26 protein-coding genes are annotated in these 21,755 nt (G+C 49.0%); 21 read left to right on the top strand and 5 right to left on the bottom strand.

Annotated elements, in window-relative coordinates; all coding sequences use genetic code 11:
- Positions 1–50 precede the first annotated feature (50 nt).
- The 16 genes from H6786_01930 (at position 51) to gtfA (ending at position 15,363) form a co-directional block, all read left to right on the top strand.
- Positions 51–395 carry a hypothetical protein gene (locus tag H6786_01930; protein ID MCB9816131.1) on the top strand — a complete coding sequence of 115 codons (345 nt, stop codon included), beginning with the start codon at positions 51–53 and terminating at the stop codon, positions 393–395.
- Positions 396–498: 103 nt separating this feature from the next.
- Positions 499–1,569 carry a rod shape-determining protein gene (locus H6786_01925; GenBank protein MCB9816130.1) on the top strand — a complete coding sequence of 357 codons (1,071 nt, stop codon included), beginning with the start codon at positions 499–501 and terminating at the stop codon, positions 1,567–1,569.
- Positions 1,541–2,461: a rod shape-determining protein MreC gene (locus tag H6786_01920; protein MCB9816129.1), complete on the top strand. Its 921-nt coding sequence runs from the start codon at positions 1,541–1,543 to the stop codon at positions 2,459–2,461. Before H6786_01925 ends, H6786_01920 begins: the two co-directional genes overlap by 29 nt.
- Positions 2,458–2,709: a hypothetical protein gene (locus tag H6786_01915; protein ID MCB9816128.1), complete on the top strand. Its 252-nt coding sequence runs from the start codon at positions 2,458–2,460 to the stop codon at positions 2,707–2,709. Before H6786_01920 ends, H6786_01915 begins: the two co-directional genes overlap by 4 nt.
- A gap of 4 nt (positions 2,710–2,713) precedes the next feature.
- The gene (locus tag H6786_01910; protein ID MCB9816127.1) at positions 2,714–4,450 is read left to right on the top strand and encodes a hypothetical protein; all 1,737 of its coding nucleotides are present in this window, start codon (positions 2,714–2,716) and stop codon (positions 4,448–4,450) included.
- A 66-nt stretch (positions 4,451–4,516) separates the two neighbouring features.
- Complete coding sequence (gene greA, locus H6786_01905) at positions 4,517–4,987, top strand: transcription elongation factor GreA (GenBank protein ID MCB9816126.1); 471 nt, start codon at positions 4,517–4,519, stop codon at positions 4,985–4,987.
- Positions 4,988–5,069: 82 nt separating this feature from the next.
- Positions 5,070–6,539, top strand: coding sequence for a lysine--tRNA ligase (locus H6786_01900; protein ID MCB9816125.1), 1,470 nt, complete (start codon positions 5,070–5,072; stop codon positions 6,537–6,539).
- Between the two features lie 14 nt (positions 6,540–6,553).
- Entirely contained in the window at positions 6,554–6,988 is a 435-nt protein-coding gene (locus H6786_01895; GenBank protein MCB9816124.1) for a hypothetical protein, read from the top strand.
- 314 nt (positions 6,989–7,302) lie between these two features.
- Entirely contained in the window at positions 7,303–7,737 is a 435-nt protein-coding gene (mraZ, locus tag H6786_01890; protein MCB9816123.1) for a division/cell wall cluster transcriptional repressor MraZ, read from the top strand.
- Positions 7,738–7,757: 20 nt separating this feature from the next.
- Positions 7,758–8,657 (top strand): 16S rRNA (cytosine(1402)-N(4))-methyltransferase RsmH, encoded by a 900-nt coding sequence (gene rsmH, locus H6786_01885; protein MCB9816122.1) that lies wholly within the window; start codon positions 7,758–7,760, stop codon positions 8,655–8,657.
- A gap of 4 nt (positions 8,658–8,661) precedes the next feature.
- Positions 8,662–8,967: a hypothetical protein gene (locus H6786_01880; GenBank protein MCB9816121.1), complete on the top strand. Its 306-nt coding sequence runs from the start codon at positions 8,662–8,664 to the stop codon at positions 8,965–8,967.
- An 8-nt stretch (positions 8,968–8,975) separates the two neighbouring features.
- Positions 8,976–10,697 carry a penicillin-binding protein 2 gene (locus H6786_01875; GenBank protein ID MCB9816120.1) on the top strand — a complete coding sequence of 574 codons (1,722 nt, stop codon included), beginning with the start codon at positions 8,976–8,978 and terminating at the stop codon, positions 10,695–10,697.
- A 2-nt stretch (positions 10,698–10,699) separates the two neighbouring features.
- Positions 10,700–11,992 (top strand): UDP-N-acetylmuramoyl-tripeptide--D-alanyl-D-alanine ligase, encoded by a 1,293-nt coding sequence (locus tag H6786_01870; GenBank protein ID MCB9816119.1) that lies wholly within the window; start codon positions 10,700–10,702, stop codon positions 11,990–11,992.
- Between the two features lie 47 nt (positions 11,993–12,039).
- Positions 12,040–12,867 carry a hypothetical protein gene (locus H6786_01865; protein ID MCB9816118.1) on the top strand — a complete coding sequence of 276 codons (828 nt, stop codon included), beginning with the start codon at positions 12,040–12,042 and terminating at the stop codon, positions 12,865–12,867.
- Between the two features lie 124 nt (positions 12,868–12,991).
- Positions 12,992–13,897, top strand: a complete 906-nt coding sequence (locus H6786_01860) for a hypothetical protein (protein ID MCB9816117.1) — start codon at positions 12,992–12,994, stop codon at positions 13,895–13,897.
- Positions 13,898–13,914: 17 nt separating this feature from the next.
- Complete coding sequence (gene gtfA / locus H6786_01855; GenBank protein MCB9816116.1) at positions 13,915–15,363, top strand: sucrose phosphorylase; 1,449 nt, start codon at positions 13,915–13,917, stop codon at positions 15,361–15,363.
- Positions 15,364–15,365: 2 nt separating this feature from the next.
- On the opposite strand, the gene pyk is transcribed toward gtfA, so the two are convergent.
- The gene (pyk, locus tag H6786_01850) at positions 15,366–16,787 is read right to left on the bottom strand and encodes a pyruvate kinase (GenBank protein MCB9816115.1); all 1,422 of its coding nucleotides are present in this window, start codon (positions 16,785–16,787) and stop codon (positions 15,366–15,368) included.
- Positions 16,788–16,953: 166 nt separating this feature from the next.
- On the opposite strand from pyk, the gene H6786_01845 reads away from it, so the two are divergent.
- On the top strand, positions 16,954–17,154 hold the full coding sequence (locus tag H6786_01845; GenBank protein MCB9816114.1) for a hypothetical protein: 201 nt from the start codon (positions 16,954–16,956) through the stop codon (positions 17,152–17,154).
- A gap of 120 nt (positions 17,155–17,274) precedes the next feature.
- On the opposite strand, the gene H6786_01840 is transcribed toward H6786_01845, so the two are convergent.
- Entirely contained in the window at positions 17,275–17,481 is a 207-nt protein-coding gene (locus tag H6786_01840) for a hypothetical protein (protein MCB9816113.1), read from the bottom strand.
- Between the two features lie 115 nt (positions 17,482–17,596).
- On the opposite strand from H6786_01840, the gene H6786_01835 reads away from it, so the two are divergent.
- The 4 genes from H6786_01835 (at position 17,597) to H6786_01820 (ending at position 19,781) form a co-directional block, all read left to right on the top strand.
- Complete coding sequence (locus H6786_01835) at positions 17,597–18,112, top strand: carboxymuconolactone decarboxylase family protein (GenBank protein ID MCB9816112.1); 516 nt, start codon at positions 17,597–17,599, stop codon at positions 18,110–18,112.
- A 145-nt stretch (positions 18,113–18,257) separates the two neighbouring features.
- Positions 18,258–18,704, top strand: a complete 447-nt coding sequence (locus H6786_01830) for a hypothetical protein (protein ID MCB9816111.1) — start codon at positions 18,258–18,260, stop codon at positions 18,702–18,704.
- Positions 18,705–18,841: 137 nt separating this feature from the next.
- On the top strand, positions 18,842–19,048 hold the full coding sequence (locus H6786_01825) for a hypothetical protein (protein ID MCB9816110.1): 207 nt from the start codon (positions 18,842–18,844) through the stop codon (positions 19,046–19,048).
- 133 nt (positions 19,049–19,181) lie between these two features.
- Entirely contained in the window at positions 19,182–19,781 is a 600-nt protein-coding gene (locus H6786_01820) for a hypothetical protein (GenBank protein MCB9816109.1), read from the top strand.
- Between the two features lie 122 nt (positions 19,782–19,903).
- Here the strand turns inward: H6786_01820 and H6786_01815 are convergent, their stop codons facing one another.
- From H6786_01815 to H6786_01805, 3 genes are all read right to left on the bottom strand, one after another.
- The gene (locus H6786_01815; GenBank protein MCB9816108.1) at positions 19,904–20,509 is read right to left on the bottom strand and encodes a hypothetical protein; all 606 of its coding nucleotides are present in this window, start codon (positions 20,507–20,509) and stop codon (positions 19,904–19,906) included.
- 213 nt (positions 20,510–20,722) lie between these two features.
- Positions 20,723–21,277: a hypothetical protein gene (locus H6786_01810; GenBank protein ID MCB9816107.1), complete on the bottom strand. Its 555-nt coding sequence runs from the start codon at positions 21,275–21,277 to the stop codon at positions 20,723–20,725.
- 30 nt (positions 21,278–21,307) lie between these two features.
- Positions 21,308–21,667, bottom strand: coding sequence for a hypothetical protein (locus H6786_01805; protein ID MCB9816106.1), 360 nt, complete (start codon positions 21,665–21,667; stop codon positions 21,308–21,310).
- Between the last annotated feature and the right edge of the window lie 88 nt (positions 21,668–21,755).

The raw sequence follows: 21,755 nt of genomic DNA, 5'->3' as shown, positions 1-21,755 counted from the left end.
TCATAATTCTACATCAGAAGTCTACGGCAACTTACCCAAGGGGGTGTCCGATGAGCTCAGAAAAACTGCTCAAGAGGATCAAGCAACTTCAGCTGGATGTGCTGGCAGAGCAGCACGCAAAGATGCGTCGACTGTTGGTCAAAGTATTGCAGACCGACACACCAATCGTGTTGTTGGCAGTTACGACCGAACAATTGCTGGCGGCACAGCAAGTGCTTGCTCGGCCTGAGTCGATCCGTCCAAATGGTGCACCGATCGTGGTGGATTCATTTGCCAATCGCGATCGCTACAGCCAGTTTGCACAATTTTCGGTAGAGGATTACCTGTCTCGTCCTGGTGTACTATGCGACGAGTACAGACTTGACTACTATCGACGTTTGCATGCGAAACTGTGATGTTGTGCTCAGAACGCTCAAAGGATCCAAAAAACACGTAACGACCTGGTAAATCCGGGTCGTTTTTGTTTTGAATCTGAAATCATAGTACAATAGCCCGCAAATGAACGTATTCACGCGACAATTGAACGCGCTGCTTTCGGCGGTCTCTACCGATATGGCGATCGACCTTGGTACAGCCAACACATTGGTGTATGTAAAGGGTCGCGGGATCGTGCTCAACGAGCCGACCATTGTTGCGATCAACAAGAAAACTGGCCAACTAGTGGCGGTGGGTAACGAAGCAAAGACGATGCAAGGACGCACCCCACAACACATCGACGTGGTGCGTCCATTGGTCGATGGAGTGATCTCAGACTTTGAAGTGGCAGAAGAGATGTTGGCGTACCTTATCGGTAAGGTGCGTAATGAAATGAGGTCGTTGGTGGCGCCGCGCATGTTGATTGGTGTGCCGTCTGGTATCACCAATGTAGAAATGCGCGCGGCGCAAGATGCAGCGAAAAATGCTGGTGCTCGCGACGTATTCTTGATCGAAGAACCAATGGCGGCGGCGATCGGTGCGAAGCTGCCTATCTCGAAAGCAGTTGGAAGCATGATCATCGATATCGGAGGTGGTACGACTGATATTGCTGTCATCTCGCTCAGTGGCCTGGTAGTGTCTCGCAACTTACGTGTGGCAGGTGACCACCTCAACGCATCGATCATGTCGTACATTCGTGATCAGTTCAAAGTGCATGTGGGTGAAAAGACGGCTGAAGATGCGAAGATCGCACTTGCCTCGATCGCACACTCAGATGCTGGTAAAGAGCTGGTAGCGCGCGGTCGTGATGCAGTGACTGGTTTGCCGCGTGAGGTGGTTATTACCGACACAGATGTTCGTGATGCCGTAGCTGGACAGGTCGATACGATCGTGGAGACCGTGCGCAATGTTCTTGAGGACACCCCGCCAGAGGTTTTGGCTGACATTATGCAGCGTGGCATTCATCTCTCTGGAGGTGGAGCACTTATCCCTGGCCTCGCTCCACTCCTTGAACACGATCTCCAGGTGCCAGTTATTGTGGTGCCAGATCCGCTCCGTGCTGTCATTCGTGGCGCAGGGATCGTTATCGAGAGTCTTGATGAATACCAAGACATACTAATCGACCATGAAGGCTCGATCGCGACACAACTCTAGTCGTCGTCGACTAGTGCAGATCGTTGTTGTTTCTGTGGCGCTCATTGGATTGGGCGTGCTTTTGCCACGTATCTTCTCGACTGTCTCGGCCGTGGTCATGTATCCGATCCATGTTACCAATGTCTGGCTAGAAGAATCGACCAGCTTGGTGCCGAGTTTCATTCGTACTCGTAAAGCGTTGACCGAGGAGATCGCGCAGCTTGAAGATAAGTTAGTGGTTGCTGGTGGCGACGATGTGACCATGCAGCGACTCTCTGAAGAGAACAATTTATTGCGGAGACTGCTTGGAGTACAGGGAGAGGAACGCATCGCCGCTGCAGTGATCGCACGGCCAAATGAGCTTCCGTATGACCTGCTAGAGATCGATAGAGGCACGAAACATGGGGTGGCAGTTGGCGCGCCAGTGTATATCAGTGAAGACGTGGTGATCGGCCTGGTGGTGCATGCTGCAGAGACATACTCATTTGTGGAGTTGATCACAACCCCGGGCTTTAAGGCCACTGCTTTCATTTCTGGACCGAATGTGGTGGTGCATATGGAAGGGTATGGTGGCGGTGTGGCGCGTGTTCGGGTGCCGCAGGGGATCCCGATCACAAAAGGGAATTTAGTGTATCTGCCAAGTATCGACCCGGGTGTATTCGGGCGGATCTCGTATGTAGAGAATGAACCGACTCAGCCTGAGCAGTATGGATACATCACGCCTGAATTGGCGATCTCAGGCTTGCATTACGTCGCTGTTGGTACATTGTCACAGATCTCAAAAAGTACGGAAGAGGTCGATGAAAACATCCTTAGCATCATGCGAACCAGTTTGGTGATCGATGGTGTCTCCGCAGCTGAAATCGCCACCACGACCGCCTCTACGACGGCTACTAGCACTGATGATATATGAGATTCTTGACTGCGATCGTATTATATCTGACCATTCTCTTTTCATTTATGCAGCAATGGCTGCTCTTGACCGTCCTTGCTGTGCTGATCTTTAGCTTTCGGTATGGTGCGGTTGCGCTGATCCCGTTGGCGTTCTTGGTTGATGGGTACTTTGGTAATTTCTATTCGTTGCCGCTTACCAGCATGGTGGCAGTGTGGTGGTATTTGGTTGTAGAATATCTTAAACCTAAGCTGGTTAACTTTAGGTAGATCTATGTCTCGACTACAGGATCGGTATACTAAACAGGTAGAAGTGGAGGAAGTACTTTTGGATGCATCGAACATCCCTGCCTTTAATCGTGGTCGAATGGAAGGGAAGCGAGAGCTTCCACTGACGCAACAGAATGTCCGCACCATTTGGCTCATTTTCTTTTTGATCGCTTCGGTGTTTTTGTGGAAAGTATTTAGTTTGCAGGTGGTACACGGCGAGGAGTATCGGCAGATCGCTGAAAACAATCGCGTCGATAAGGCACTTATCATTGCTGAGCGTGGGGTAGTGTATGACCGTCGAGGTGAGATGTTGGTTTGGAATGAAGTTGATGAGACGGGCGAGTATGATTTTCCGATCCGTGCATATACTGATCGAGCTGGTCTCGGGCAGGTGCTTGGCTACGTAAGTTATCCAAAGAAAGACTCGAGTGGCTTCTTTTTTCGAACAGATTATCTTGGTCGTAGTGGTGTAGAGCTCGCATATGATGACCTCCTTAAGGGTTCCAATGGCAGCAAGATCGTGGAGGTAGATGCGCTCAGTGACGTCGTGAGTGAATTTGCGATCAATGCACCGACTGAAGGTGGTGCGATTACTCTTTCGATCGATGCTGAGCTCTCTGAGGTCATGTATGACATTATCGCCACCTCTACTGAGAAGGCTGGTTTTCGTAGTGGTGCGGGTGCGATCATGAATGTGCATACCGGTGAAATCATTGCGCTCACTAGTTATCCTTCGTACGACCCAGAAGTGATGGCTGATGGTGACGATGTTGATCTGATCGATCAGTACAACAACGATCCGCAGCTGCCATTTTTGAATAAAGTAATTGGTGGCGCGTATACACCCGGGTCGATCGTGAAGCCATTTGTGGCGTATGCGGCGCTTGAGCATGGTGTGATCGATCCAAATCGCGAGATATACAGCAATGGCTCGATTACGATCCCAAATCCATACAATCCAAGTAATCCGTCGTATTTCAATGACTGGCGGGCTCATGGTTCGATGACAATGCGTGAGGCAATCGCGTTTTCTTCGAACGTTTACTTCTACATTATCGGTGGTGGCTTGCCGGAGATTGCGGTACCACAGGCTGGAGTAAATGCACCACTTACTGGTCTTGGTATTACTAAGATGGCCGCCAACTATCGCCGCTTTGGTATGGGCGAGAAGACCGGTATTCCACTTGCGCAAGAGCAGGCTGGTGTAGTGCCTGATCCTGCTTGGAAACAAGAAGTGTTCAATGATGATTGGCGTCTTGGTGATACGTACTTTACTGCTATTGGCCAATTTGGTTTTTTGGCAACACCGATCCAGATGTTGCGTGCCTATGGCGCACTCGCAAACGGTGGCACTCTTATCAACCCACACGTGATTCAAGGAGAGGTAGGGGAGTCGCATGATATTGATCTTGATCCAGAATATCTAAAGATTATTCACGAGGGTATGCGCAAGACCGTGATCATGGACGGAGGAACCGCCCGCGGCCTTGAGCGGAAGGATGTGGCGGTTGCGGCGAAATCAGGTACTGCAGAGATCGGTTCTGGCAATGCGTACGTCAACTCCTGGGCCGCGGGCTTCTGGCCGTACGAAGAGCCTGAGTACGCCTTTATTCTCATGATGGATAAGGCGCCGCGTAGCAATCGTCTTGGTGCCACGACGATCATGGGGCAGGTGGTCGCGTGGATGGCTGAAAACCGCCCGGAGTATTTGGGGATTGAGGCTGAAACAGAGACTGAATAGTTGGGTATTTTTTATGAACATTGACCCCATCACATTCATGCGTATAATGAGGGGAAATTTTTACGTATGAATGACACACAAGCCTTTTTGACCCCAGAGAAGTTCGATGAACTGAAGAAGGAGTTAGATCACTTAAAAACCGTTCGCCGAAAGGAAGTTGCTGAATCACTCGAGTACGCTCGAAGCCTCGGTGACCTTTCGGAAAACGCTGAGTACCAGGAAGCGCGCGATATGCAGGCTGCAATCGAAGAGCGTATTGGCTACCTCGAGAAGACCATCAAGGAAGCGAAGATCGTTTCTCACGACAAGCATGGTGATGTAGTTGGTCTTGGTTCTGTGGTGTCTATCCAGAAGACTGGTGATAAGGATAAGAAGGAATACACGATCGTTGGTTCAGATGAGGCAAACATTCATGATCGCAAGCTCTCATACCTTTCACCACTCGGTGAAGCACTTATGGGGAAGAAGAAGGGCGATGAGTTTGAATTTGAGACTCCTGTAGGGAAGCAGAAGTATAAGGTGCTTAAGGTTGCGTAAGTACTGCAGTGTGTAAAAGAAAAGGCCGGAAGCTACGCTTCCGGCCTTTTCTTTTTCCGCAACTCACGCTAGGATAACAACCATGTCAAACATTGAGGATCTGCGCGCCGATCGTGAACGAAAGATCGCCCGCCTACAAGAATTAGGTATCAACCCGTATCCATCTGATACGAACATTACGCACACGGTCGCTTCGGTAGTAGCTGATTTTGAGCATCTGCTCGAATCACAATTGCCAGTGACCATTGGTGGTCGCATACTTGCGTTTCGTGAGCATGGCGCCATCGGCTTTATCGACGTAATGGATGGCACTGGTAAGCTCCAAGCGTTTTGCTCAAAGGAAGACATGGGTGAGGAAAATTTTGCGCAGCTCCTTGAAACTATGAGTACGGGAGACTTCATTGAGATCACTGGTCCAGCATATCTCACGAAGCGTGGTACCCAAGCTGTGCTAGTGAAAGAATGGCGGGTGCTTGGTAAGGCGCTTACTAATATTCCGACTGAGCACTTTGGCATCAAAGATGAAGAGGAACGTTACCGTAAACGCTACCTTGATCTTTTGCTCGATCCGGAAACTCGCGATCTCTTCGTAAAGAAGGCACAGTTTTGGGATGTGATCCGTGACTTCATGAAGCGACATGATTTTCTTGAAGTAGAGACCCCGTTTTTTGAAACCACTACTGGTGGCGCTGAAGCTCGTCCATTCATTACGCACCATAACGACTACGATCTCGATGGCTATCTTCGTATTTCTGTCGGCGAGCTCTGGCAGAAGCGTCTGATGGCTGCTGGTTTCCCAAAGACCTTTGAGATCGGCAAGGTCTTCCGCAATGAAGGTTCAAGTCCAGAACATCTTCAGGAATTTACCAATATTGAATTTTACTGGGCGTATGCTGACTATCGCGACGGCATGGAGTTAGTCCGCAATCTATACATTGAGATCGCGCGCAAGGTATTTGGTACCACACAGTTTGAAATGCGTGGACATAGTTTTGATTTGGCAGACGAATGGGTAGAGATCGACTACGTGACTGAAGTAGAAAAGCAAACAGGGATCAACATCATCACTGCGAGTGATGACGATATGCGCGCGAAGCTACAGGAGCTTGGTGTCGAGTACGAGGGAAGTAATCGTGAGCGACTGACTGACACACTGTGGAAGTACTGTCGCAAGCATATCGCTGGTCCAGCATTCTTGGTAAACCACCCTAAGCTTGTCGCTCCACTGGCGAAGACTCGCGCAGATGGTAGTACGGTTGAAATGTTCCAGCCGATCATCGCTGGTTCTGAAGTGGGAAGAGGGTATAGTGAGCTTAATGATCCGATCGATCAGCGACAGCGTTTTGAAGTTCAGAAGCAGCTCCTTGAAGCCGGCGATGATGAAGCGATGATGTCTGATTGGGAATTTGTCGAGATGCTCGAGTACGGTATGCCGCCGACTTGCGGTTTTGGTTTTGGTGAACGGCTTTTTTCATTCCTCGCCGGGAAACCGATCCGCGAGACGCAGTTGTTCCCACTGATGAAGCCGAAGTCAGAATCAAGCGAAGGATAGTGCTACACTAGGACATGCCGTTTCCAGAAGAAAAACTGAAAGTACTGACCGTTGTCGACAACGCCTTCGATCTTGGTACTAGGGAAAATTACATACTCAACAACATTCTCCTTGTCATCAATGTTTTGCTGCTCGTTGTTTTTGCGGTTGATGTAGCTGAAGGGTTGGGGTACATGCATGTCAGTCATGCGTTCCATACGACTGTACGCGATCTTGAGATCGTCTTCGGTATGATCTTCTTGATGGAGTTCACACTGCGTTCGGTGTTTGTGTATATTCCGGACAAAAAATTCTTTTCACTCTATTCCATCATCAACGCGCTCGTGATCGTGTCGCTCTTAGCTCCACACTTTATTGGTAATCTGGCCATGCTGCGCTTCCTACAGATCTTTAAGGTGTATAAGGTGTACAAACTGAAGAAGGATTCAAAGAGTTACCATGTGAAGTGATAGGGAACAAAAAGCGCGGCTCGCGAAGCGAGCCGCGCTTTTTGTTTGTGGGGGCACCTGTGTATAAAGTGGTTGCTGGTGGGATGAGATGGTATAGAATATAGGAGTGGTGGGAGATAGTGGTATACTTTGAAAGAAGTATACAGAGCTAGTTTCCGAACCAGTCGCAACTCTCCACACGGAGGGGAGCGTGTCTGAGATCTGATTACCAGAGACCTCAGACATGTTTCAGTGCGACCTGGTGATGTTGGAACTAGAGCGTACGAACCTCCGCAGTTGTGGTTGGTTCGGAAGCTGGCTCACATTATCGAGTTATGTTAATCGGAGAATACACCCATACGTTGGATCCTAAGAAACGGCTGTCCTTGCCGTCTAAGTGGCGCAAGGAACTTGGGAAAAAATTGGTTGTAACCCGAGGACTCGATAACTGTCTCTTTGTATATCCGCTCAAAGAGTGGGAGAAGATCACCGAAAAGGTTGGTCAGCTCCCACTTGGTCAAGCGGACACAAGAAGTTTCAATCGATTCTTCTTATCGGGAGCAGTAGAGGTGGAGGTAGATTCAGTTGGACGTATTCTCGTGCCAGACTTCTTGAAAGATTTTGGCGGATTAGACACGAAAGTAGTCTTAGCCGGCATCCATGATCGTATCGAGATTTGGGATGAGAAACGATGGGAGACCTATAAACGCGCTATCGAAAAGCAGGCCGATGCATTGGCCGAAAAGCTTGGAGAGATTGGCGTCCTTTAGAAACTACCTAACGTAAATACATGACGCACAAAACCGTCTTACTGCATGAAGCAGTGGAGGCACTTGCGCTGACACCGCAAAGTATCGTTGTGGATGCTACGTTCGGCGGCGGCGGACATGCCAGGGAAATAGCACAGAAGTTAGAGGAACAAGGTTGTTACATCGGAATCGATGCAGATAAAACTGCGTTCGACCGATCGAAGTTAGATGGCACCGCTCCACAGGTACATCTGGTTCATGACAATTTTGGCAACATTACGAACATTCTTCGTTCTTTACATATCGAAAGAGTAGATGGCATCTTGGCTGATTTGGGATGGCGGATGGAACAGTTTGCTGATGGTAACAAGGGATTTTCTTTTCTCCACGATGGACCCTTGCACATGACCTTCGGTGATCCAGACCAATACGCATTTACAGCTGAGGATATCGTTAATGACTGGGAAGAGCACGTTATTGCGGACATTCTGTACGGATATTCGCAGGAACGGTTCGCGAGGCGCATTGCGAAAGCAATAGTCGAGCAGCGGCACTATTCACGGATCACTTCGACCAAGCAATTGGTGGAGATCGTGGAAGGCGCGCTGCCGAAGGCAGCGCGCCGCGGCAAGATCCACCCAGCCACCCGCACCTTCCAGGCGCTTCGTATAGCGGTAAATGAAGAACTGACTGTACTTGAACAGTTCATCAAAGACGGATTTACGGCACTGAAACCAGGCGGGAAGATGGCAATCATCACCTTTCACAGTATTGAGGATCGAGTGGTAAAGCACTCGTTTCGGGAGCTTAAAGACTCCGGATTAGCCGTCCTCACCCCAAAGAAACCGATCGTTCCAAGCGAGGAGGAACTCAAAGAAAACCCGCGCGCCCGCAGTGCAAAATTGCGAGTTATTACCAAAAACGTAGAGCAAAGTGCATAGAAACATGAGTAAAAGTCGCGACACAATTTCATATTCGAAGGCAACCATCGGCTGTGTGTGTCTTTTGGTATCTGCAGTTGCGCTGTACCTGTATTTCCTCAATATGTCAGTGGTACAAGTAGTAATGCGAACCGAAAGCGTACAAGAGCAGCGTGAACTGCAAGCAGAGATCGCTGCGCTTGAAGCTAAGTATATCGAGGCGCAGCATGTCATTGCAGCTCGCATTGCGACACTAGAAGGCTATAATACAGATATTCCAAAGATATTTGTCTCTCGAGCCGACACTAGTCTGGTGTACGGAGGCCAGTAGCTGCAGATATGAACCGCAAAAAACTGACAGTGCGAATCCGATTGCTTTCGGGGGTGATTATCCTCGGGGGTTTGGTGTTGTTGGGGCGGTTGTATCAGATCCAGATCGTCAACGCAGAGCAGTATCAAGCAAAAGCTGATAGTCAGTATGTGCATACCAAGACCGACTTGTATTCTCGTGGGTCTATTTTGTTTACCACCCGCGACGGCACGACACTCTCAGCGGCCGCAATTCAGTCAGGATATGTCCTTGCTGCTAATCCAGAACACTTCACCATGCCGGCTGAGCAGTTTTGCCAGTTGCTTTCAGGGTACCTGGCAGACGGAGTTGAACGCTGTACGGAGCGAGTCAGTGCTGAAGGGCGAACCTACGTGGAGCTTAATGACCGTATTTCAGCTGAGCAATCAGAAGCGATCGAAGCACTCGATATCGATGGGGCGCAGCTCTACAAGAACCAGTGGCGATACTATCCGGGCGGCTCACTGGCGGCTCGCTCGATCGGCTTTATTGGATATGCCGACGAAGGGACTGAACTGCGTGGAAAGTACGGTTTGGAGCGCCAGTATGACGACGTCCTGTTTGAAAAGCGGCAAGTGCTGTCGGTAAATTTCTTTGCGGAGTTGTTCAGTAATTTGGGTGAGCTTGTATACAAGAAAGACGACGTTCGAACTGGTGATGTGGTCACTACGCTTGAACCTTCAGTTGCGCGCATGCTTGATTCAATTTTGCAAGAAACAAATGATCAGTACGAAAGTGAACTAACAGGGGCGATCATCATGGATCCAAATACGGGTGAGATCATTGCTATGAATGCAGTACCTGGCTTCGATCTCAACGATCGCGGTGGGGCGACAATTGACCAGTTTCGCAATCCACTCGTGGAAGATGTGTATGAAATGGGATCGATCATCAAGCCGCTCACTATGGCTGCTGGTTTAGATTCTGGTGCAATTTTGCCATATTCCACCTACTATGATGCCGGATTCATCGAGGTTGATGACTACACGATCAGGAACTTCGATGGTCGTGGTCGCGGTACCGTGCCAATGCAAGAAATTTTGAATCAATCACTGAACACAGGTGTATCTTGGGTAGTTGGTCAAATGGGGAAGGATCGTTTTCGAGATTACTTTCTGAGCTACAAGCTCGGCAGTGAAACCGGTATTGATCTGCCAAATGAAGTGCATGGTTTGGTGGACAACTTGCAGTCTCCTCGTGATGTTGAGTATGCCACGGCATCGTTTGGACAAGGAATTGCGATGACACCGGTCGAAACAGTTCGTGCACTTGCAACACTTGGTAATGGCGGGAAGTTAGTGACCCCTCATCTGGTGAAGCGTATTGAATATGATGACGGTGAGGTGAAGGAAGTACGATATCCGGAAGGTAAGCAAGTGCTCAAGCCAGAGACCGGTGAAGAGATCTCTCGTATGTTAAGTATTGTGGTTGATGATGCGCTTCGCAACGGAACGGTTGCGTTGCCACATCATACAATTGGCGCAAAAACCGGTACGGCACAGATCCCGGATCCAGTAAATGGAGGCTATTATGAGGACAAATTCCTACACTCATTTTTCGGTTACTTTCCAGCGTTTGAGCCAAAATTCATCATTTTCATGTATACTGTAGAACCAAAGGGGGTGCGATACGCGTCTGAGACGCTAACGACTCCATTTATGGAGATCACTAAGTTTTTGATCAATTACTACTCTATTCCGCCGGATCGCTAAGTATGAAAGGAGTCTTTAAATCAATCGTTGTCCGAATACTGACCGCTGAAGCAGCGATGTTACTACGTCGTCACAAGCCAACGGTGGTGGCGGTGACTGGCAGTGTTGGCAAAACCTCGACCAAGGACGCTATCTATGCCGCCATCAAGAACGATGTGTATGCACGAAAGAGTCAAAAGAGCTTTAATTCTGAGATCGGGGTGCCGTTGACGGTGCTTGGTCTACCGAACGCGTGGAGCAATCCTTTTTTGTGGCTTCGAAATATCATTGATGGTTTTTATACCGCAGCATTCACAAGAAAGTACCCTGATGTACTAGTGCTTGAGACTGGGATCGACCGACCGGGTGACATGGAAAAGCTCACGCAGTGGCTGAAGCCCGACATTGTTGTGTTGACCAGGTTGCCAGCAGTTCCGGTCCATGTCGAGTACTTTGCATCGCCAGATGCGATCGTGGCTGAGAAAATGCGTTTGGTTTCGGCGCTTCGTGAAGGTGGTAAGTTGATCTATAACAATGACGATACGACCATTCAGGCCAATCTCACTGACGTGCGACAGCAACGGATCGGTTTTGGTCGGTATCTCGAAACGAATTTCACTGCACGTGGCGATAGGGTGGTATACAAGGATGATGTGCCGGTTGGGGTTGAATTTTCAGTTGAATATGAGAGTCAAAAGCATAAAGTGTTCGTGCCCGATACGGTAGGTACACAGCATGTGTACTCTTGTAGTGCGGCAGTAGCAGTAGCAGTAGAGCTCGGAGTGTCAATAGAGCGGGCTGTTACAGCATTACAATCTATTGAGGCGCCAAAGGGTCGCATGCGGATCATCTCTGGTATCAAAGGGACAACACTGATCGATGACACATACAACTCTTCACCGATCGCGACTGAGCATGCACTCCAGGCTCTCGGTGAGCTTAAGCACGCCAAACGGAAGATCGCTGTGCTTGGTGACATGCTCGAGCTTGGAAAGTATTCGACCAGTGAACATAAGCGAATCGGCGAAATGGTGCCAGAAGTTGCAGACATCCTCTTTACAGTTGGTGTACGTGCACGGCAGATCGCAGAAGGAGCCTTGGCAGCTGGACTGTCTGATAAGACAGTGTTTCAATACGATGATGTCATGCGCGCAGGCAGGGAACTCCAAAATTTTCTCGAGCCGGGAGATGTAGTACTCGTTAAGGCCTCACAAGGTATTCGAGCAGAGCGGATCGTGGAAGAGGTTATGGCAGAGCCAGAGCGAGCCTCTAAGCTTCTAGTCAGACAAGAGGATATGTGGCGGAATATTGCTTAATTCAATAATTGTGGTATAATGCAACTCTAATCGCTTATACTATGATTATGTTACGTACTAAAGCACAACAGATGGTGACCGGCGTGGTAATTGTAGCGCTCGGGCTTCTTTCTGCAGCCCCACAGGAAGCAAGTGCTGCAACATATCGTCCACAAACTGAGCAGGAGCTCATTGCGTATGTGTATGGACAATTGCTACAGCTCCAGGCGTTGCTCAATGCTTGGCGTACCGGTGAGTTCACTGACTATAGCACTGTGGTGGTTCGTGGGAGTTCAGACTACAACATCGATGTTACAACTCTAACGCCGCGTGATGTTACCGATGAAGACGCTGATCTTCGTGGGGAAGTGGATCTCGATACTGCACGTTCTGTAGAGGTGTGGTTTGAATACGGTCAGGATGATGATCTCGATGATCGTACTAGCAAGCGAACACTCTATGATTCACGTGGAGATGAACAAACCTTCACAATTAACATTGATGATCTTGATGCAGATGAGCGCTATTATTTCCGTGCAGTAGCAGAAGACCCAGACGGTGATCGTGAATACGGAGCGATCAAGTCGTTCTACACTGACGACCGTGGAAGTAGTGATGATTTCGTGCTTGAGTTGAGTGACCGCACGATCGATGAGGGCGATTCAGTCAAGGTTGATTGGGAGGTTCCGCGGGATGAAACCGGCAATCAGAACTGGATCGGTATGTATGAACCAGGCGATGGTGACAAGGAATACATTCTCTGGAAGTACATTGCAGATGATACTGATGGTACCGTTGAGTTCACTATCTACAATGCCGGAGAATACGAATTTAGGCTATTTTTGGACAACTCATATGATGAAGAGGTGACCAGTGATACGCTGGAAGTTGAATAGTCTTAAATAGTAAATTACAGGCAGCAAAAAACTGAGCGAAAGCTCAGTTTTTTGCTGCCTGTAATTTACACGGAGCCCCTTTGTTTTTCGTATTAATGACAAACATTGATGGTATGATTACGCTATGGATTCTGACACGAAAAAAATCATCTTCCTAGGCGTTGTCGCGGTTGTTTTTATGATAATTGCGGTACTCTCTTTTTTCTTTAGAGGAGCGCTAGAAGAGGAGGCGCCACCGGTAGTGTACAACAATATTGAAACGGTAAATATACAGCCGCTGCCAAGTGAAATGCCAATAGAAGAAGAGGTGGCTCCTGTGTCAGAAGTCGAGACTGAGGAAGTGGTTTTGCCAGAGACTGCTGCAGTAGATTGGCGAGATGATGTGGTGGTGATTGAATCACAATCGTTCAGCGACGAGTCTTCGCTTGGTCTTGGTAACAATTTAAATCAATCTGAGACAGAGGTATCTTCACCATACATACCACCACAACCTTACGTGTATGAGCCACCAGAGATCGCAGAGTATATCCCATTTCCTGAAGATTATTTTGACACCGATACAACTCAGACGCCAGTCGTTCCAACCATTGAAATGGAGTATAAACAGTTCCCAAAGCTCCGTTTTGATTCATGTGGTTCGGTCACGGCCCCTGATGATCCGATCGAGCAACTATTGTTTCTGCAGAAACTAGAAAGCAACACCGCTGTTACATGTATGGGAAAAGCTGTCGCTGACGACTGTGATGCAGCGAAAGTAAAAGCCCGTGTCACTAGCTATGACGAAACAGGTGACGTGTATGTCGCGGAGCGACCGGATGGTGTGTGTGGAGTCGGAGGAGAATTCAATGGTTTGGTAACTCTTTGTAGTATTGTTGATATTATGAATTCTGGGAATGCTGAGACGGAAGATTTTGATCACTGGAAGAAAGTATTTGCTACTGATCCAGGTTCGACTTTTGTGCAGATGTACTATGCATACGTGGCTAATCCTTCCGGTCAAAACGTTGATTGCGTAACTTACGAACAATAGTGTAAAAATGAGCTGTTATGCTGCGCAATCAGGTACAACTCATAACTTACCCTGATAGTCTTGGTGGAACGATCAGCGACGTGGAGCGATTTATTACCGAATATCTTCAAGATGCTATTGGTGGAGTACATATACTCCCATTTTATCCGTCGTCAGCTGATCGTGGGTTTGCACCACTGACACACCTCTCTGTCGATCCTGCGTTTGGTACTTGGGAGGATATCAGACGTATTTCTACGCAGTATGATCTGGTTGTTGATCTGACGGTAAATCATCTCTCGTATGAATCGGAGTACTTCCAAGACTATTTAGCAAATGGTGACGGGTCTCCATATGCAAGCATGTTTCTTGAGGTTGATGCCTTTTTGGAGCGACACGAAGCAGAGCTCGATTCGCTCTCGGGCCTCTATCGTCCACACCCCTCTTTACCATTCACCACATTCAAACTTTGGGATGGTACGACTAAACGTATCTGGACAACATTCACTAATCACCAGGTCGATCTAGATGTGGAATCACCAAAGACGCGACTTCTTATGCAGCAGTTCATCGATACATTAGTTGCTAATGGTGCCAATCTCATTCGGCTGGATGCGGTAGGGTACACAGTAAAGAGACCGCATACCAATAGTTTTTTAATACCTGAGACGTATGATTTCATAGAATGGCTACGAAGTGTTACTCCGTCGCGGGTTGATCTCCTTGCCGAAATTCATCACGACCCACAAAAACAAATGGAATTGCTTGCAAGCAACTCAGTTGAGTGGGTCTACGATTTTTCGCTACCACTTTTAGTACTACATGCACTTCAGGTAGGTAATTGCACGTATGTGCGAAATTGGATATCGATTCGCCCGAGTACTCAGATCACTACGCTTGATACGCATGATGGGATCGGGGTGATCGATGTGCAAGGGCTGTTGCCGCAATCAGATATCGACGCCACTGTGTCCCGGATCGAGCACAATGGTGCTAATGCCATGATGCGTGCTAATGGACTTTCTGCTGATAATCTTGATATCTATCAGATCAATACAACATATTATTCTGCACTCGGTGAAGATGATGATGCGTATATCACAGCCAGGGCAATTCAATTTTTTATTCCAGGTATTCCGCAGGTGTACTACGTGGGTTTGTTGGCTGGGTCAAATGATCATGCAGCCTTCGCGAAAACCAATCACGGTCGAGATGTTAATCGACATAATTATACGCACGATGAGATAAAAGAAGTGATACAACGACCGGTGGTTCAAAGATTGTTGCGTTTAATGCGCTTGCGTAGCAACCACCCAGCTTTTCAGGGTGATTTCACGCTCAAATCTGGCACAGAAGAGCATGTGCTTGCGTTGCGCTGGGAACATGAAGACGTCTATTGTGAAGCTACGATCGATGTACAGCAAAAAACAGTGCATGTCGAGCTAGTGCACCCGCATACAAAACAAGTTGAGGTCGAACAATACTAATTCTACAGATGCTCAATGAGCATGGTGTTGGTGGAGCCAGATTTACCAAATGGAATACCAGCTCCGAGGATGAATGTCTCGCCAACTTTGGCCAAGCCACGTGATGCGATGATCCGGCGAGCCACCTTGCGTGCGCTGGTCATACCCTTAACGTTTTTGATGATGACTGGTTCACAGCCATAGACCAAGAGCATTTTGTTAAAAGTGCTTTGTTTTGGTGTGAGTACCAAGATCGGTGCATGCGGACGGTGACGAGCGATCATCCGTGCCGTGTGGCCGCTTTCACTGAGGGCTGCGATCACTTTTGCTTGGGTTGGTTTTACACTTCGTGCGATCGAGCGAGTCACTGCGTCGCAGATGGTAAGGGTTGCAAATGACCAGTCTTTCTGGTGATCGATGAAAAAGGCGTCTTGCTCGATCTCATGGGCAACCTGTAACATCACTTCTACTGCACGCTCAGGATGGTTACCCACTGCAGTTTCATCAGAGAGCATGATCGCGTCAGTTCCATCAAGTATTGCATTTGCAATATCGGCCACCTCAGCTCGAGTTGGAGTGGTTGCAATACGCATTGAGTCGAGCATCTGTGTAGCGGTAATAACTGGCTTGCCGGCGTAGTTGGCGATCTTGATGATGCGCTTCTGGAGAAGCGGTACTTTTTCAAGTGGTGTTTCGATGGCTAGGTCACCACGTGCGACCATGATCGCATCAGCAGCGTCGACGATCGCTTCGAGGTTGTCGATCGCTGATTTTGTCTCGATCTTGGCAACGATGGCCACATCCTTTGTGTTACCGATCAGCTTACGGAGGCGAATGATATCGTCAGCGGTGCGAACAAAAGAAAGGGTGATAAAGTCGACGTCCTGAGAAAGTCCGAATTTAAGGTCCTTTACATCTTTGGCGGTTAGAGAAGAGACGGATAGATTGCCATCAGGTACATTCACTCCTCGTCGCCCACGAATAGTGCCTCCAATACAGATCACCGTGTGGATCTCGGTCTTGGTGACCTTCTTTACGCGTAGTTTTTGTTTACCGTCATTGAGGAAAAGGATCGTGTCTTCTTTGACCTCTTGGGGAAGTTTTTTGTAGTTCACATGCACTCTGTCGACCGTTCCTACACACTTTTGCGTGGTGAGAATGAGCTCCTTGCCAGGAAGGAGGGTGACTTCTTCAGTTTCAAAATCACCGATGCGGATCTTTGGCCCAGCGAGATCTTGTAGGATCGCGAGTGGTCGTCCAACCTTCTTGGCGGCTTGTCTGGCGGTTCGGATCGTCTTAGCGTGTGTCTCGTGATCACCATGACTCATGTTGATGCGAGCGACCGAAAGGCCATTTTCGAGCATCTTGCTGATAGTCTCGATACTAGAAGAATTTGGGCCAAGTGTTCCTACGATCTTGGTCTTGGTTTGTAAGTATGTGTTCATGCAAAAATATCGTTGTTAGATTCGTAGTGTATAGGAAAAGCTAGATTGTACAAGCAGTTTTTGACACACTTGTTTCTGTGTGCAACATACTTGACACTTTACAATAAAGGAGTACTATTTTTATAAAGCAATTGTTTTTTAAAAAGTCAAGTACGGGGAGGTGGTTATGAAAACTCCGGCTTTCGACACTCGTCAGGTGCCAGAACTGCAGATCGTGGAGGTTCCGATCGAACGTCCTCAGCCTGTGCCTGGCCCTGTGGTCAATAGGGAGGTGCCAATAGATCATGAGTTGCCGAGGCCATTTCGTGGTCCGGACTCCATCACGATCGACGATTACCTCAAGAAACAGTTCCCGACCCTGCACTGAGGTGTGCGGTCAGGACTGCAAACAACAAGGCGTCATGTATATCATGGCGCCTTTTATACAACTGAGAAGTTTTTAAAACCCGCCTTCTGGCGGGTTTTAACGTCGTCGATGCATCATCCATCAGAGCACCTTCTTTTTGGACTGGAAGAGAATGTTCCAGATCTGCGGGCCGACCACGACCACAAAGAGAAGGGCTACGAAGAATACGACCTTGACCGGCGCCTCGAATTCCTTCCAGAATGCAATACCTGCAGCAGCAAGGATGATCGTGACGATATACGCGATCCAAGACGCGCATCGACAGAACTTAAATACACGTGCTTTCATCTTAATTACCTCAACAACACGGTGTTCCTAGTTTTTCACTATATACCACTGGAGCAAAAAAGAAAGGGAACTTCGAGTATACTAGTAGGGTATTTACCATAAGTACAACACAAATATGCCAGAACCAATTGTAAAACGAGTAGCAGAAAGTGAGCTCTCAGGAGATGCTCGCAAGCTGTATGAACAATTTACTAGTCATGACAAGCCGGTCCCAAAGTGGATGCAGGTGATGGCCAACTGTGATGATATCTTGGTTGGTTTCTTTGCTATGTTCAAGGCAACAATGGACGATGCGCCGTTGCCGAGCCTGCTTAAGTGGAAGGTGGCCAATGCTGTTTCGAAGCTCAATAAGTGCGAATTCTGTATCGATGTTGCAAATGCACAGCTGCGCCAGTTTGGACTCGACGACGCTGCGATCGAAGCGGTCGAGGAGCAGGCTGACGAGCGAGAAAAGGTAGCGATCGAATTTGCGCGCGCGGTGACCGAGAAAGCGTACGAGATCGATCCGTCAATTACTGCCAAGGCCAAGGAAACCTTCACTGACGAGGAGCTCGTTGAGCTGACTGCCGTGATCGGACTATTCAATTACATCAATCGTTTCAATGACGCGCTTGGTGTGATGCCGGGGTAGAGAAGGAGTGAAAACAGCCGCGGCCCATTTCATGGGCCGCGGCTGTTTTACCACCCTGTGCGTAACTCTCTTGCCAAAAGTCAGTACCAGTTGCATTATTTATATGTGGGAATTTGGATTTTGAATCTGCAGAGGAGTGATCGACATGATTCGCCAGCACACCACTCTGCATTGGCAGAGAGAACGTTTTCCATCGCTCTATGAAGAGCATAGTCACCAGAGCGGTGTAGAGGCCGCGACGGAGAGAATGAAGGAGGTGGTACGTACCGCCGTTGTTACGCATGGCCTGGTCTACGAGGGCTTTACCTCACCGTATCTCAAACTCATCGAGGCCATGGGGAAGCTCACCGAAGCGCTGTTCGAGCTGTGTCCAGATGGTGTGGTTCGCTTCGAACTCACCAAAGAGCAGGGCATCAAAATGCTCTTTCGAACCAGACGCTCGTCAAGCGGCAAGATCTTCACGATGATCGACATCGGTTGGGTCTATGCCAATATGGTCGGGGAAGCATCGGTCGAAGATAAGATCGAAGATGGTCTCGGCCGTGGAGCACACGCCTTGAACGAGGTCTCACACAGTGTCGTTTCTGTCTAGAAACAGTATCTGCTACAGCAGCGTGCTCACAAGGCACGCTGTTTTTAATTTCTCAGCTATATATTGACATAACAATATTTATATAATATAGTATTTTCAGCTCATACTTTCGTGAGTGATCAAGACGGAGGTTATACATGTCCGGTCTCCCCACTGCTGACGAAGCGCGTGCTTCAAATGAACTTAAGATTGCAGGTCAGGCAATCAGGCACGTCATGGAGAATCATCCCGAAAAAAGGGGTGCCGGTATCGATGGATGCATCACCAATGAGGTTGCGGATCAGTTGAGGGCTAAGGGTTACAAGGTCACGATCAGTGGCCGGGCCACGTCTATCACCTGGTAAGAGGCGACAGCACCTTTCATTGCCATACCTCAGGGTGTGGCAATTTGTTTTCTGCACGAAAAGACTCAGTCAGTAATTGACATGGTTCAGGTAAGTTGTATATTCTGACGTAGGTAATAGAGGAGTGCATGTCATGCAATCACTGGAAAAAGAGTACTTTGTACAAGGGCTTCGTGTCCGATACTCAGGTGTTGGTCCGGCGCTTGAGCTTGAAAATTTTTCGCTGCGGATCTGGAGATTCGTGGAGCAGTTCATTCGTGATCATCGTGATCACACGATCATTCAGCAAGCGGTAAGGCGGTATCCGGACCTCATCCCGAGAATGTACACCGTGTGTGCCTTGCGGTTTGCGTCCTTCTCGTACGCACCAACGCTCGGTTACATGGTCAAGGATCTGGTGTCGTGTCTTGAGGAAGATCTCGACGCATCGGTAGTTGCGACCATGCGCTACTGGCAGGAGAATTTGCCGCGTCCGTCGTTCTTCGGAGCCTTGCTCGAGCTCTGGCAAGCGATCGATCGCTTCTACGCAAAGCTGCCACGTCGGCAGGTCATGGAGTATCCGCCCAATCGGTACCATGCGTTCGTATTGGTTTCGCTCAACGACAAGGACTTGCTGTTGCAAGATTCGGCTCGGGTGCGTGCTCAGCTGCCCGAACTGCTCCGCGCGCATCACAGGCAGATGGAATTGATCCATGCTGCCGTCGACAGGAGTCAGGTCGAGTCGCTGCATTGATACAAGCACAAGACAAAAGCCGCCCCAATTTTCAAAAGGGGCGGCATTTTTATTCTGTAAAATACGATAACTCAAAACAAAAAAGCCCGCACAAGTTGCGGGCCAAGAGATCATTTTTGAGCTCAAGTGGAGCGGAAACGCGTCGCGCCGGTCCACTCATCATCAACTGCTTTGGGGTAGTCGTACCACCCGCGAGCGCACCAGTTGTCGACCTTGTGGCAGAAGGCGGCCAGCTCGTTCATTACCCGACGCTCGCTGCTGTAGTCTTTGTGTTCTCCTTCGACGTAGGTAAGTCCGTTGTGCTCCGCAGGAGTGAGCGTGAGGCCGTATTTGGCCAGTTGCTCCTCACGAAAGCGTCTGAACTCTTCCTTGGTAGTAAGACCTTCGCGGTTCCGGACGGTACCGTCTGGTAGCACTTCGATCCGCCATGGCTTCTCACGATCGTGCCAGTAGAACACGAGCAAGGCACTCGATTGGGTGAATGGTAGCGGGCGACCAAACGCCGCATCAAACGCATACAGGTGACGCGCGTAGTTCATACCGTCAGTGACATGGTCGATGTAGCCACCGTCCCAGGTTTGATGATTGTGGGTTGATCCGCGAGCTTTCTCAAAGAGTTGGCGATTTTCGTCCAGATCTCTTTTACAGGCCGAGCGGCCAGGCTCATCGATAAGCTCAATGAGCTCTTCAAGGGGTAGGTAGTCGAGCGTTAAAGACACTTGTCTCATTTCTTTTGTCTCCGTAAAGAACTGAGAAAACAATACAGTAAACTGCAGGGAAAACAACCTGCACGCAAGTGTATGAATGTATTGGTGAGTCTAGGGATTGATTTGGAACCGGATTGTGAAACAAATACTATTTTATCCTGAACTGTGTATGAAATAAAAAAGCCCCCGATGCTCGCAAAAGCATTCGGGGGACTTGGTTCAGAAAGGAGTGGGTTACTTCCAGCTCGGGGGCTCGTCGAGGGTGTAAGAATCGACCGCCTTCAGTGGGAACACGCTGACAGAAATGAGCGACTCCTCATAGAGGGGGGATGGCTTGCCATCCTTGCCGACACAGACCACCCACGTTGCCGAACTTGAAGTCGGCGGGAACATCCCATTCGGTTCAGGTTGGGGCAGAACGAAAGTCTGTTTCCCTCCCGTCACATTACCGGGATTTACAACGGCCGGCTGCTCCGGCGAAGTGCGTTGTGCACTGAACGGCATACCATAACCGATTGAGTTGCAGAGGTGATGTAACCGCCCTTCGTAATCGCGCACGTACGTATAGGTCTTGAGACCTTCCGTATCACGCAACTCGAACAGCCAGTTCAGTAATTTCAACTCCGTGAAATTGACGATACGAGGCATACCTGCCTGACGTTGAGCTTCCGCAGCCATACTTTTGGTTTTTTCACCCTGTTCCTGCATTGCCTTGTCGACTTCCGAACAGCCAGTTATGCCGATAAGGAAAAGTGCCAGAGGCACTGCCCAGACAGATTGAAGACTCATTTTCATTGCCCTACCTCCAGGTTGTTGTGATTAGCGACGCAGACTGTCGACGAACACGCGGTTCGAGTCGGTCAGGTTGCTCGGGTCGATGGTCTCTGCTTCAGAGACGATGAGGCGACGCAGGCCCTCTTTGTGGCCAACATCCGCCGTTTCGTACTCCAGACGCAGGCGGGCGATGTAGGTGTTCTTACCCTGAACATAGCTCGGGGTTTGCTCGAACACGGCACGGTCGACGACAGCGCCACCGAACATGCCGATGGACCGGAGACCGAAGCCGATGGCTGCGACCACTACGACGGCCACCAGGAAGCGGGGAAAGATGTGCCAGAACGTCCAGACCCCTTCGCGGGTTGCTTCGCGGACATCGTTACGATACTCGTTGTTACTCATTGACGATTCCTCTCGTGTAAAGGTTCAGAAAAGTCGGCAGGATGCCGAACTGTATGGCATACTACATTTAAAATTGTATTTGTCAATG

The organism is Candidatus Nomurabacteria bacterium, assembly GCA_020632075.1.
GTDB lineage: Bacteria > Patescibacteriota > Minisyncoccia > Phycocordibacterales > UBA918 > OLB19.
The sequence above is the reverse complement of the archived record's forward strand: the minus strand, read 5'-3'. Positions and strand labels throughout refer to the sequence as shown.